Here is a 13,931-nt window from a genome sequence, read left to right on the forward strand (position 1 = left end):
TCGAGTGAATAACACAAATTGTGTAAATCCTTCATGTTACATTCTACATGCGTAGATATCTGACGCAACCTAGCCTAGGTATTTTCGATTTGTGTAAATCCTATAAAAATTTAGGTTTTTTCATTCCCATCTGAAGCTTGTTCATGTATAATGATAAAAACTTCTAGGGGGATTAACATGCGTACTGATTATCACAATCATTTAGAATTAGGAACACTTGAACTAGACTATTTAATGAAGTTTATTGATGAAGCAAAGGCGAAAAACATTGAACATTTTGGTATTTCGGAGCATGCCTACCATTTCTATCAAACAAAAGATATTTTAAGTAATCCTTGGGTTGATGCAAGAAGATATTATGACATGAAGGATTATGTAGATTTATTTAAACTTGCATGGAAACAAAATATTGATGTTAAAATGTCCATTGAAATGGATTATACACCAGGGAAGCATGCTGAAATGGAAAAATTTATTTCTTCTTATGACTTTGATTATGTAATTGGATCGATTCACTGGGTAGATGATTTCGGGATTGACCTTGCAGAGTTTCGTGAAGAATGGGATAGACGTGATTTACATGATACATATACAAAATACTATGATCAGGTCGTAACATTAGCAGAATCAAACTTGTTTGATATTATCGGTCATATTGACCTCGTTAAAATATTTAAGTATATTCCCGAAGATGAGGAATTTCTCTTACATCAATTCGACCGTGCAACAACAGCTCTAGCAAATTCAAAAACATGCGTTGAGATCAGTACAGCTGGTTTACGAAAGCCAATTAGAAAGCTTTATCCTGATCCACGACTCTTACAAATGTGTTTTGATAAAAACATTCCAATCGTATTATCTTCGGATGCACATCGTCCTCAGGATGTAGGTGCTGATTATGACCAAGCGATTGAACTTGCTAAAAGTGTTGGTTATCAAACTCTAATGACTTTTGAAAAAGGGAATAGAAAAGAAGTTCCACTTGGATAAACAAAAACAGGCGTATAGCCTGTTTTTTAATTTTACATAAAAAAAGAACCCTTTTTCCAAAGGATTCCTAATTTTTTGTACTATTCAAATTTAAGTGGATCTCCATCAAATGGCTCATCTGCAATTTTAATGGAGTCAGTTGGACAGCCTTCAAAAGCATCCATCATATCTTCTTCTAATATTTCTGGAATTTCAACAATTCCTTGGTTATCATCAAGTGTAACAAATGCAATACCGTCATCATCATAATCGTAGATGTCAGGTGCTGCTGCACCACATGCACCACATGCGATACAAGTTTCTTTGTCAACAATGGTATACTTAGCCATGTGTTTTTAACCTCCCGAAAATCGTTACATATATAAACATAAATGTATATTAGTTCTCCACCTTACGTCCTCAAAAGATGGAAACAGCTACCTCATATTCATTGTAAAGCTGTTCACAAAACTTTTCAATACAAATATCTTGAGTTACCACGTTATTGCTTGTTTTAATTCCATGTAAAGAGTATGAGTATATTTCCTAACGAAAATATCCCACTAATCGTTATTATTTGATAAAATAAAGGGAGCATTCATTCGACAATTTTCCAACTATTTGTCGATTCTAGAGGGGAGAGAAGATGAATATTACCTATCGTTCAATATTGATCTTATTTGCCTTACAAAAACTTAAAGGTGAACGTACTGTTTATGGGATTTTTCATTTGTTAAATGGCAAAAAATCCTCTCAAACCATTGGTGATGCAAATCTTTTTAACCTTACGATGCTATTTGGCATATTAAAACCGTTAGAAAGGTTACATTTCGAAAAGGAAATTCAAAACCTTCTTGAACATGGACTGATCCATGAAATAGAGTTGCGTAGCAATAAATTTATTACGACATCCAAAGGCAAAATACTTTTAAAAAGTGAGTTAGAACAGAAACCAATCCCCGAAAAATTAGAAGGATGGAAATATCATGACAAGGCGATTTTATTTTGGAGAAGACTTTCATTACTCACACAAGTATTATCAAATTTAATTGATAACAAAACACAATATACTCCCATCCAACAGGATGAATCGGTATTTGAATGGGTAAAAGGATTTTTGAAGAGGAAAGGACAGAACCGATTTTCCTTATCAGAAACACTTTATCAAGAAGTTTTAGGAATCCTTGAAATGGTATCAGAACTTGAAGCCACTATTTTTGTGATGAGGCTTACTAGTTCAAAACGAATAGGGTATACCATGGATCAAATTAGTTCTTTACTTAATGAGGATGAAACATGGTGTCAGGTTCTTTTTTTTCATACTTTACATACCATTATCGGGCATCTTGAGACAAATCATACTCTTTATCCAATTCTTGCTTTAATTACTGATTCGCAACATGCAAATGTTACTCTTACGGCATCTACCAAAACAACTTATCAGATGATCATGCAGGGGAAAACGATTGAAGAAATTGCCAAGATACGCAATTTGAAACGAAATACAATTGAAGACCATGTTGTTGAAGTAACACACCAACAGCCCGATTTTTCAATTGAACCCTATGTTCCAATAGAACATCAACAATTGATTCTCTCCAAATATAAGGAGACACCTACAAGACAACTTCGGCCTCTAAAAGAAAAACTACCAGAGGGTATATCGTACTTTGAAATTAGACTAGTTCTCGCTAAATTTGGTGGTAAATATGAATCTTAATCAAATATTAAAAGAAAAATTTAATCACACTACTTTTCGAGAAGGCCAGAAGGAAGTAATAGAAGACATCATGTCAGGTCATGATGTCATGGCGCTATTACCAACAGGTGGTGGAAAATCACTGTGTTATCAATTACCAGCGCAAATTCTTGAGGGAAGTGTTCTAGTTGTTTCTCCACTCGTGGCACTAATGGAAGATCAAGTTTTACAAATAAAAAAAATGGGTGAAAAAAGAGTTATTGCCTTAAATAGTTTCTTAACGCTTGAGAAAAAACGCAGAGTTCTTCCTAATTTGCACAAATATAAATATATTTTTGCTTCTCCTGAGATTCTGCAATCACCACATATTTTAAATCGACTAAAACGTATTCGTTTTTCTCTTTTTGTTGTGGATGAAGCGCATTGTATCTCGCAATGGGGACATGATTTTCGACCAGACTATTCCCGTTTAGGTGAGATTCGCATGGAAATTGGTGCTCCCCCATGCTTAGCATTGACAGCAACGGCTACAAAAGAGGTTCTCGAAGATATTCGAAATAAACTTGAGTTAGCACAACCGAAAATGCACATTCATTCAATTGATCGACCGAATATTGCAATTGTGGTTAAAAAAGTGGAATCGTTGGAGGAGAAGAAAGAAGCACTTTTAAAATATGCAAATGAGCTTCAAGGACCAGGTATTATTTATTTTTCTAGTCGATTATGGGCAGAAAATATCTCGCAATATCTAAAGGATAAAGGATTTGAAAGAGTGGCGTATTACCACGGTGGAATGGAACAAGAAAAAAGGATGCTGATTCAAGAGCAGTTTATCAATAATCAGATTTCGATTATTTGTAGTACGAATGCTTTTGGGATGGGAGTAAATAAGTCAGATATTCGTTTTGTGATTCATTTTCATTATCCTTCTCAGATGGAAGCATATCTACAGGAAATAGGACGGGCAGGTAGAGATGGGCAATCAAGTATTGCTATTTTACTTCATAGTGAAAATGATCGAGAAATCCCAGAAAACTTACTTAAATATGAATTTCCAACAAAAGAACAGACTGGACTAGTAATTGAATATATCAATCAGGAGATCCAAACAAAAGGAAAATTTACAAACACAAAATCAGTGGAAGAGTACTTTCTTTCGGCATTTAGTATTACGGAAGTACAATGGCGATTTATCCAATTTTACCTTCAATTAGATGAAGTTGTTCATTCTAAAATCGTTCCGCACCTTGCAATTGAAATGATTGAAGAAGTTGCTAACAATCGATATTTATACAAGTACAATAAATTAAAAATGATGGAGAATTGGTTACAGGCAAAAGAATGTAGAAGAGAAGCAATACTGTCTTATTTCGATGAAGAATTAAAAATGAAACCCTCGTCTTGCTGTGATTTATGTGAGGTAGATTGGGATTTATACAAACAAAAAAAGAACGAGAAAACTGACTGGGAATTTCCTACTTGGAGACAAGAATTGTATCGTATCTTCCATAGAAATGGGTGAAAAATATGGGTAGGCGCCAAGCCGATATTATTAAAAATTTAGCGGATAAAGAGATCATCTTTCACCTTTATCTGACTCAAGTAATTCTATTATTCGTATCCTTTGGGCTTGGTTTCTTTCTGTTTGATGATTGGTCTTCGTTTTTGGAACTGTGGAAATGGAAGGACTGGAATATTCTTATTATCGGATCAACATTTGCATTAGCTGTAGTCTTTATAGATATGTTATTGATTAAATCACTTCCAGAAGCAATGTATGATGACGGGGGTATCAATGAACGCATTTTTCAAAGAAGAAGTATCACGCACATTTTTGTTTTATGTCTTTTAATTTCATTTTCAGAAGAGATCTTATTTAGAGGAGTTATTCAAACTCATTTTGGCCTTATCGTAGCTAGTATCGTATTTGCACTATTGCATGTACGGTACTTACATAAGTGGGTTTTATTAACCTCTGTCATAGTTTTGAGCTTTTTATTAGGATATATCTATGACGTTTATCAAAATCTTTGGATTACCGTATATGCTCATTTTTTAATTGATTTTATTCTTGCAGTAAAGCTTAGGATGGATTTTTTAAAAAATCCTAAAAGGGAGGTATAGTTTTGAAACAACCTGAAAGAGATCATTCAGTTGAAATAAAAAAACGCACTTCGCCATTACCGTCTCGAACTGAAGTGCATAAACAGAAGAAAAAGAAAACAAAATTCAAATTAAAATATCCAGTCATTCGTTTGCTTGCACTTTTATTTATATTACTCCCTGTTGCCATTCTGAGCTATAAATTTAATTCGAATCCAGAACAGGTAGAGTCCACTCCTGTTAAGCGGAGTGCAAATTTTGAAAGTATTAGCTATGAAACCGAGGATGAGGTTAAGCAATCTACAATAGATGATGAAGGAGAGCCTGATCCTGTTAAAAAAGACCCAGAGCCCTCAAGTGAACAGGGTGAGGAAACCGAACCAGTTGGTGACAACCAAGCTGAAGCACCATCTCAAGTAGAAACCAAACAAGACGTTGAAGAAAGTAGTCCACCAATAAAAGCGGTAAAGCAACCAGAATCTAAACAAGAACAACCAAAGGACAGCTATGATATTAAATATCATAAGGTACAAGCTGGTGAAAATCTTTTTCGGATTTCCATGAAATATTACAATAGTCGCTCAGGTGAGGAATTAATAAAAGAATGGAATAATCTTGATGGAAATACGGTTGTTGAGGGTCAGGTATTACGTATACCCGTTCGAGTTAAATAATATTTACAAATACGCGAGAGGGAATCTCGCGTTATTTTTTTTGCATAAAAGACATATACGTATGTACAAGCTCATATTTTTATAATAGAACGTAAAAGCAAGGAGTATGGGGGGATCAAAAATCGAGAAGCAAATAAGAGAGTTAAATGAATACACAGATGAAGTAACAAAGCAAATGCTTCAACATTCTGTAGAGAAAAAAAGAAAATATGAAACACTTAAGGCGAGATCCTACTATATGAAGCTAGTTGCGTTATTTTTATTAGCGATATTTTTAGTATATGTTTATAGAACATTAATTCTACCTTATAGTTACTCCACAGAATTGATGATAAGAATTTTTCTTGATGAATCCATCTATTTTATATTTGTTTTTATCATTGGAGGACTCTATGGCGGGATAAGATATGTTGACAAAAAGAAGGACGAAGCCGAGGATAAATACCATGCGATTAGACGTGAAATTGTAGATAAAAGCAAAGATTTATGGAAAGAACCAGAACAATGGCGTGAGAGGCAACATGTATTTGAAATGATGAAGAAAGAATTTGATGTGAACTTGTATCATGAAAGCAAATAGCTGAATGCCTTTTTGGGCGTTCAGCTATTCTAAAAAAGGAGTTTGTCATAAGTAATTAGCTACCTCAATGTTTTTAATAGGTAAAATACATAAACAATGAATAGTGTTTTAGGTTCAGGAAGTGATTTCACATATTTTGGTGCAGGTGTCATAAGAGAGATCCTAACTTAATTAACCATGTCCGCAGTTTCAGACTGCTGAATAGAATAAAATAGAGATAGGGAAATAACAACTGTTACTTCCCTAAGATTATCTACTCATATTTTAAACTCTGTTCCAGAAGCGCTGCTGTGCAATTGCATTGACAAAGTCTGTTCCGAAGTTTGGATTGTTTCTGGCGAAAACAACACCCGCTAAGTTATTGTATTCGGATGTTGAAATAAACGATTGTCCTGTTGTTGAAACTCCAATAGGCTTATATTGTTCATATGCAGTTACAAAGAACTTATTAGTAGCTTTAATGAAAATCGGACCAGTTTCTGTTCCACCAACAATATAGAGTGAGTCAAATAGATAAGGGTCAGATGTAATAAAGGTTTCCTGAACTTTTAATTGTGTTCCGTCCGCGCCTGTAACAGTCCCAAGCTTTTCACTGACAATAACAGTAAAGACTCCATTTTGTTTGAGAGTATGAAGTACATTAGATACCTCTTGCCCATTGAAACCATTTCCTACGATGACCCCAACTTTTAATGTAGCAGCATATTTAGGCGTCCGTTCCTGGCTAAGAGACGGATAACTAATATCTACTGGTACATGTGTTCCAGTTGGGCGTTCGACCCCGATATTATCTGCAACGGTTGTGGCAAGCTCTTTATCCACATTTACTAATAAATTAACATTCTGTTGTCGGACAGATTTGCTTTTTACTTTTCCGAGTTGGTAGCTAAATCCTTCAATTGTATGTTGTTTTTCAACTGGTGTTAAGCTATTCCAAAAGATTCTCACTTGCGAGAAGAAATCATTAAATGATTCGCTCCTGCCACGAACCACATGACCTTCTACTTTCTTTGGATAATGTTCATACCCACCTTCTTCGGGAGGAGTTTCAAATGGAGTATTATTAGCTAGTGAATTGAGATGATAACTCACTTGATCGACATCGATGCGATACCTCATCGGACCTCTTCGCTGATTATTATGAAAAGGACAAACAGGTTTATTAATTGGTAACTCTTGAAAATTTGGCGAACCCAATCGATGGACTTGTGCCAAATGGTAAGCTATTAATCTACCTTGTAATACTGGGTCATTCGAAAAGTCAATACCAGGCACCACATTTGCAGGATTAAATGCAACTTGTTCCGATTCAGTATGATAATTTTCAATATTTCGGTTTAATGTCAGTTTTCCGACTAATTGGACGGGGATAAGTTCTTCTGGCCAAAATTTTGCGGGATCAAGAATATCAAAATCGTATTTAAATTCATCCTCTAAAGGTATTAGTTGAACGCCAAGTTCATATTCTGGATAAAAGCCTTTATCGATGGCTTCACGTAAGTCTTTACGGTGGTAGTCAGGATCAATCCCACCTAGTTTGATTGCTTCTTCCTGAAGCAGCGAATGAACTCCAAGTACGGGTTTCCACACAAATCGTACAAAGGTAGCTACATTTTGTTCATTTACAAATAGATACGTGTTAATCGACCATGACTCCATCATTCGATAACTTCTTAGAATTCCCCTGTCTGACATGACCCATGCCACCATATGAAGAGACTCTGGATTATTGGCGACATAATCCCAAAAATGGTCATGAGCTCCAGTGGCCGTTGGTATATCATCATCATCTTTTGCTTGGTAGGCATGAATGACATCTGGAAATTTCATAGGATCCTGGTTAATTAATACAGGCATCGCAATGGTTGTTAAGTCGTAATTCCCTTCCTCTGTATAAAACTTAACACCCTTACAACGTAAATCCCTTGCAGTATCATAAGATCCCCTTGGTCCTTGTACAGTTGAAAATCTGCATGTGATAGGAGTCTTTTTCCCTGGTTCTTGTAAAAAACAAGCTTTTGTTACATGTTTCATAGATTGATAGCATACAAACTCGCCATGCGCACTGTAACCCCTTGCATGTACGACCCTTTCTGGTTGTTCCTCCTGTACAAAATGAGTCATTTTTTCAAAATAATGCCAGTCTTCATGAAGTGACGGACCGCGTACACCAGCCTTTAATGTTTCTCTATCGTTTGAGATTTTTCTCCCTTGATTCGTCTCTAAAGGTTTTCCGGTATTTTGTATGCGGTACTGATCTAATTGTCGTTGTTTTGGGTCATTAGAAGGGGTCTTTTTGTTTCTTGATGACTTTTCATCCATGTTCATCACCCATCTTTCATATTTAGCTACTAGGCCCTTATAATATATGATGTGGTATCCTAAATATTCTTGTATTTGCTATTTTAGGTTTGTCTATGTATATGAAAGTTTTAACTCTATTTCCGTTATAAATACACTTATTTTAATTGTTAGCCTTTTCAACAATTTATGGTATTATATCGGTATACGTTAGAAAAAAATACGCTTAATGTAGAGAGGTAGGCAAGAATGATGGTCGTCTTTTTTGCGATAGTGTCAGTTGGGTTGCTGCTCCTTCTCTATATGTTGTATGAAGCAAGACTTGACCGTGTAGTAACACATACATTCACATTTAAGGAATTACCGAAGGGATTCGGTAAGATTACAATATTCTTTATTTCAGATATTCACAGAAGAGAAGTTTCAGAAACAATAATTAACGAGGCTAAGGGAAAAGCAGATATAGTCATTATCGGAGGGGACCTAACCGAAAAGGGTGTACCGTTTGATCGTGTAAAGAAAAACCTCCAATTAATCAAGACAATTGGACCCATCTATTTTGTCTGGGGTAATAATGACTATGAAGTGGACTACCATGAGCTTGATTCCCTTATGTTAAGTATGGGAATTAAAATTCTTGATAATACAGCCATGTTTTTCGAAACGGAAGATGGAGAAAAGCTTGCACTAATGGGAATAGACGATTTGAAAGAAGGTAGGAGCAGGTTAGATCTTGCTCTATTAGATGTAGGGGAGCAGGCAGATTTTAAAATATTAGTTAGCCATAATCCAGAAATCATAAAGGAGATTTCCCCGAAGCATCAGATTAGTCTTTTATTATCTGGTCATACCCATGGTGGCCAAATTCGGTTTTGGAAAATTGGACTTTACCCTAAGGGTGGAGTTACACAAGTAAACGGAACGACTGTTTTCATTAGTAATGGTTACGGTACATCTGGTGTGCCTCTTAGATTTGGTGCACCCCCTGAAACGCATTTGCTCACTCTTCAATCATCAGATAATTAATGTAATAATTCATAGCGGAAATAATGTCCAATCAACACTGAATCAAGAACATAATTTATTTTCCTTCATAAAATAAAGAAACGGTTGCTGTAGGTGTGATGGTGAGGGAGGGTTTTTCATGCGTCTTGAACGCTTAACTTATAATAAAATTAAAATTTTTCTAACATCCGATGATCTGATGGATCGTGGCCTCACTAAGGATGATCTTTTAACTGATTCACTAAAGGTCCACCAATTATTTCGAGATATGATCGAAGAAGCAAATGCAGAATTAGGTTTTGAAGCCGATGGCCCAATTGCTGTTGAAGTCTATTCTTTACAAGCCCAAGGCATGGTGATTATCGTAACCAATTCCGTAGGGGATCTTGAAGATGAAGAGTTTATTGATGAAGATTATATTGAAATGCAAGTTACACTGGATGAAAGTAAAGATATCTTTTATGAATTTCATACATTCGAAGATGTCATACAATTATCAACACGTTTAAAAAATTTATCTATAGATGGTGGTAGACTCTATTCATTTAATCATTATTTTTATTTATTACTTGAAGACAATTTAGAAATAAATACGGAAAATGTGATTGCGATACTAGCTGAATTTGGGTATCCAGCCACAATTACAAAATATCGTGTCCATGAATATGGAAAAATCCTATTTAAAGAGCAGGCTATAAATGATATTTACAAATTTTTTATTAAAAAATAAGAAAGACCTCTAGGTTAGGTATAGGGGTTTTTCTTTTATGTAGAAAACGCTATAAATTCTAATGTTTATCAGAGTTTTTAATTTGAAAATAAATATGAGGATTCTACATTTTTCATCTTGCATAAACAAATGGAAGGTGTATACTAGTGACTGGAAAGGTGGACAATAATAGACATTTAATTCGTAATGTTCACCGCACTTTTTGAACATCCTCTAAAAGGAACTGTGAATAATCTTGGGAGGTTTACAAATGGTAGCCGAAAATAATAAGGACATTGCAGAACAGAATGAGAATAAAATGGATGTCCTCAAATCTACGCAAACAGTCATACATAAAGCATTAGAAAAATTAGGGTACCCTGAAGAAGTTTATGAACTATTAAAAGAACCGATTCGAATGATGACCGTAAAAATTCCAGTTAGAATGGATGATGGTTCAGTAAAAATTTTTACTGGATACCGCGCACAGCATAATGATGCGGTAGGTCCAACTAAAGGTGGAATTCGTTTTCATCCGAATGTAACCGAAAAGGAAGTTAAAGCGCTTTCGATTTGGATGAGTTTAAAATGCGGAATTGTTGATTTACCGTATGGTGGAGGAAAAGGTGGAATCATTTGTGATCCAAGAGATATGTCTTTCCGTGAGCTTGAGCGACTAAGCCGTGGTTATGTTCGGGCCATTAGTCAAATTGTAGGTCCTACAAAAGATATTCCGGCACCAGATGTTTTTACAAATTCTCAGATCATGGCCTGGATGATGGATGAATATAGTAGAATAGATGAATTTAATTCACCAGGGTTTATTACAGGTAAACCACTTGTATTAGGCGGTTCGCACGGTCGTGAATCTGCTACAGCAAAAGGTGTTACCATCTGTATTCGTGAAGCTGCAAAAAAACGAGGTATTAATCTAGAAGGTGCTCGTGTTGTTGTACAAGGCTTTGGAAATGCGGGTAGTTTCTTATCTAAGTTCATGCATGATGCAGGTGCAAAAGTAATCGGTATTTCAGATGCTTATGGCGGATTATACGATCCAAATGGTTTAGATATTGATTACTTATTAGATCGTCGAGACAGTTTTGGAACTGTTACAAAATTGTTTAATGATACAATAACTAATAAGGAGCTATTGGAGCTTGATTGTGATATTCTTGTTCCAGCCGCAATTGAAAATCAAATTACAGAAGAAAATGCCCACAATATTCGAGCAAGTATTGTAGTGGAAGCTGCAAACGGACCTACAACACTTGAAGCTACCCAAATCTTAACTGAAAGAGGAATTCTACTTGTACCTGATGTGTTAGCAAGTGCAGGTGGGGTTACTGTTTCATATTTTGAATGGGTGCAAAACAACCAAGGCTACTATTGGTCAGAAGAAGAAGTGGAAGAAAAACTTGAAAAAGTAATGGTTAAATCATTTGAAAATATTTATACAACATCACAAAATAGACGTGTTGACATGAGACTTGCTGCTTATATGGTTGGTGTTAGAAAAATGGCAGAAGCATCTCGTTTCAGGGGTTGGATTTAAGAAGACCTGGATTAAATCCTTGCAAGGGTAGAGAAAATCTCCTATCATTTTGGTAGGGGATTTTTATAGTGGAATTAAATAGTCCCGTTAAGTATGATTCAATTCATTAACAAAATAAAATAGAAAGCCTTTGTAGAAATTTGCTTGGCGTATAAGATAGTAGGAGTGACAAACATGCAATCGGAAGAAGTCGTCATTATTGGGGGAGGACCCTGTGGACTAGCAGCTGCTATTGCACTGCAAGATATTGGAATTGATCCATTAGTTATCGAAAAAGGAAATATTGTAAATTCGATCTATCATTATCCCACACATCAAACCTTCTTTAGTTCAAGTGAAAAACTAGAAATTGGAGAAGTTCCATTTATTATTGAGGGGCGTAAACCAAAGCGAAATCAGGCCCTTGCCTATTATCGAGAAGTAGCTAAACGAAAAAAGATTCGAATCCATTCATTTGAAAAAGTAACAGAAGTAAGTAAACTTGCATCAAATGAGTTTCGGATCAAAAGCTCTAAAGGAGAATATCAATCTAAATACGTTATAATTGCTACTGGCTATTACGATAATCCAAATTATATGAACGTTCCAGGGGAAGACCTTCCAAAGGTATTCCATTATTTTAAAGAACCACATCCATATTTCGATAAAGATGTCGTTGTTATTGGAGGGAAAAATTCCAGTGTGGATGCGGCATTAGAGCTAGCAAATGCAGATGCAAGAGTAACTGTTTTATATCGTGGCTCTGAATACTCTTCAAGCATCAAGCCGTGGATATTACCTGAGTTTGAATCATTGGTTCGAAATGGCATCATCAACATGGAATTTCAGGCAAATGTCATTGAAATAACAGAAGATAAGGTTATTTATCAAGTTGGTGAAGAGAAAAAAGAAATTAAAAATGATTTTGTATTTGCAATGACTGGATATCATCCAGATCATAGTTTCTTGCAAAAAATGAACGTAGAGATTGACCGAGAATCAGGTAGACCCCTGTTCAATCCTGATACAATGGAAACAAATGTAGAGGGTATATATATTTCAGGTGTGATTGCTGCTGGTAATAATGCAAATGAAATCTTCATTGAAAACGGACGTTTCCACGGTGGAATGATTGCTAGAGCAATAGTAGATAAAAAGAAAGGTGAACGATAAGTTCGCCTTTCTTTATTTTCTGTCCAATCGTAATTCTATCTTATAAGTGCTTGTCTCATGCAAGGAAGTGTGTCTTAAGATTACTCATTTTAGAAATATTTCCTGAAGTTCGTCGGGGTTATGAGTAACCTCTAATGTCACTAATAGTTTTAGTCTTGCTTTTTGTCCATTGAGCCCATTTGAAAAAATAACCCCTAGTTCTTTTAATTTTCGTCCCCCACCTTCATAATTGTAAACATCCTGAACATACCCATTAAAACAGCGGGAAACTAAAACGAGGGGTATACCGCTATGAATCAGTTTCTTTAATTCAGGTACTATCATTGGTGGTAGGTTGCCTTGTCCAAGTGCTTCAATCACTACTCCATCAGGTTGTATTGTGTGAATGGCCTTAATAAGTGAATGATCCATACCAGCATATGCTTTTAGTAGGATCACATTTTTTGTTACCTTTTTAATTTTATAAGATTCCCTAACCGTAGGAATATGGTGAAAGGTAACGTCTCGTTTGCTAACGATTCCGATTGGCCCATATTGGGGACTCTGAAATGTTGCGATATTGCTAGTATGAGTTTTTGTTACATTTTTTGCTGTGTGGATTTCATCATTCATGACAACAAAAACCCCTTTACCTACTGCACGATCAGATGCCGCGACACGTACTGCTGAAATCAAATTGTATGGACCATCTGCTCCAAGTTCATTACTTGATCTCATGGCGCCCGTGACAACGATAGGTATATCCGATTGGACTGTTATATCTAAAAAATATGCTGTTTCCTCTAGAGTATCCGTTCCATGGGTAATAACAACACCTTCAATTGCATCCTCATGAATACTCGTTTCAATTTTTTCTTTTAGCAGGAACATTTCTTTTTCAGTGATATGTGGAGAAGGCAATTGGAATAATTCTTCTACCTTTACATCCGCAATTGTAGATAGAGCATCTGTATGATGCAGAAGAGGATTTTGTTGATTTTGCTGTACAGCGCCTGTTTCCTTATCTTCCATCATAGAGATAGTACCACCAGTATGTATCACGAGAATTTTTTTCATTTGAATTTCCCCCGTTTCAATTGTAAAAATTACTGCAAACCTCATGTTTTCATTTGTCATAATACATGTTACGATAAATGTGTTTGTTTCTCAATTACGTTCGGAACGAATATATCAGGGAGAAGAGGGTT

13 protein-coding genes are annotated in these 13,931 nt (G+C 35.6%); 10 read left to right on the forward strand and 3 right to left on the reverse strand.

The genetic code is table 11. The features are described from left to right. The first annotated feature begins 177 nt into the window (after positions 1-177). Positions 178-990 carry a histidinol-phosphatase gene (locus ACWPVE_RS16885; RefSeq protein WP_453995344.1) on the forward strand — a complete coding sequence of 271 codons (813 nt, stop codon included), beginning with the start codon at positions 178-180 and terminating at the stop codon, positions 988-990. Positions 991-1,070: 80 nt separating this feature from the next. On the opposite strand, the gene ACWPVE_RS16890 is transcribed toward ACWPVE_RS16885, so the two are convergent. Further along, the gene (locus ACWPVE_RS16890) at positions 1,071-1,319 is read right to left on the reverse strand and encodes a 4Fe-4S domain-containing protein (protein WP_453995346.1); all 249 of its coding nucleotides are present in this window, start codon (positions 1,317-1,319) and stop codon (positions 1,071-1,073) included. 296 nt (positions 1,320-1,615) lie between these two features. On the opposite strand from ACWPVE_RS16890, the gene ACWPVE_RS16895 reads away from it, so the two are divergent. The 5 genes from ACWPVE_RS16895 to ACWPVE_RS16915 all read left to right on the forward strand — a co-directional run bounded on the left by ACWPVE_RS16895 (position 1,616) and on the right by ACWPVE_RS16915 (position 6,025). Continuing rightward, positions 1,616-2,689 carry a helix-turn-helix domain-containing protein gene (locus ACWPVE_RS16895; protein WP_453995348.1) on the forward strand — a complete coding sequence of 358 codons (1,074 nt, stop codon included), beginning with the start codon at positions 1,616-1,618 and terminating at the stop codon, positions 2,687-2,689. Beyond that, on the forward strand, positions 2,679-4,190 hold the full coding sequence (locus ACWPVE_RS16900) for a RecQ family ATP-dependent DNA helicase (protein ID WP_453995350.1): 1,512 nt from the start codon (positions 2,679-2,681) through the stop codon (positions 4,188-4,190). The genes ACWPVE_RS16895 and ACWPVE_RS16900 overlap by 11 nt, the downstream gene beginning before the upstream one ends. Positions 4,191-4,195: 5 nt before the next feature. Then, positions 4,196-4,792 carry a CPBP family intramembrane glutamic endopeptidase gene (locus tag ACWPVE_RS16905; RefSeq protein WP_453995352.1) on the forward strand — a complete coding sequence of 199 codons (597 nt, stop codon included), beginning with the start codon at positions 4,196-4,198 and terminating at the stop codon, positions 4,790-4,792. A gap of 2 nt (positions 4,793-4,794) precedes the next feature. Beyond that, positions 4,795-5,445: a LysM peptidoglycan-binding domain-containing protein gene (locus ACWPVE_RS16910; RefSeq protein WP_453995354.1), complete on the forward strand. Its 651-nt coding sequence runs from the start codon at positions 4,795-4,797 to the stop codon at positions 5,443-5,445. 106 nt (positions 5,446-5,551) lie between these two features. Further along, positions 5,552-6,025, forward strand: a complete 474-nt coding sequence (locus ACWPVE_RS16915) for a YpbF family protein (RefSeq protein ID WP_453995356.1) — start codon at positions 5,552-5,554, stop codon at positions 6,023-6,025. Positions 6,026-6,289: 264 nt separating this feature from the next. Here ACWPVE_RS16915 and ACWPVE_RS16920 read toward each other — a convergent pair whose 3' ends face one another. Then, on the reverse strand, positions 6,290-8,347 hold the full coding sequence (locus ACWPVE_RS16920) for a catalase (protein ID WP_453995358.1): 2,058 nt from the start codon (positions 8,345-8,347) through the stop codon (positions 6,290-6,292). 231 nt (positions 8,348-8,578) lie between these two features. Here ACWPVE_RS16920 and ACWPVE_RS16925 point away from each other — a divergent pair, with 231 nt between their 5' ends. The 4 genes from ACWPVE_RS16925 to ACWPVE_RS16940 all read left to right on the forward strand — a co-directional run bounded on the left by ACWPVE_RS16925 (position 8,579) and on the right by ACWPVE_RS16940 (position 12,744). Continuing rightward, complete coding sequence (locus ACWPVE_RS16925) at positions 8,579-9,352, forward strand: metallophosphoesterase (RefSeq protein ID WP_453997606.1); 774 nt, start codon at positions 8,579-8,581, stop codon at positions 9,350-9,352. A gap of 118 nt (positions 9,353-9,470) precedes the next feature. Beyond that, positions 9,471-10,061, forward strand: a complete 591-nt coding sequence (locus tag ACWPVE_RS16930) for a genetic competence negative regulator (protein ID WP_453995360.1) — start codon at positions 9,471-9,473, stop codon at positions 10,059-10,061. 250 nt (positions 10,062-10,311) lie between these two features. After that, a complete protein-coding gene (locus ACWPVE_RS16935) occupies positions 10,312-11,592 on the forward strand; it encodes a Glu/Leu/Phe/Val family dehydrogenase (RefSeq protein ID WP_453995362.1) in 1,281 nt (426 codons plus the stop codon). 174 nt (positions 11,593-11,766) lie between these two features. After that, positions 11,767-12,744 carry a YpdA family putative bacillithiol disulfide reductase gene (locus tag ACWPVE_RS16940; protein ID WP_453995364.1) on the forward strand — a complete coding sequence of 326 codons (978 nt, stop codon included), beginning with the start codon at positions 11,767-11,769 and terminating at the stop codon, positions 12,742-12,744. Positions 12,745-12,828: 84 nt separating this feature from the next. Here ACWPVE_RS16940 and ACWPVE_RS16945 read toward each other — a convergent pair whose 3' ends face one another. Beyond that, complete coding sequence (locus ACWPVE_RS16945; protein WP_453995366.1) at positions 12,829-13,800, reverse strand: asparaginase; 972 nt, start codon at positions 13,798-13,800, stop codon at positions 12,829-12,831. Positions 13,801-13,931: the final 131 nt, after the last annotated feature.

The sequence above is a fragment of the Bacillus nitroreducens genome (genome assembly GCF_964021195.1).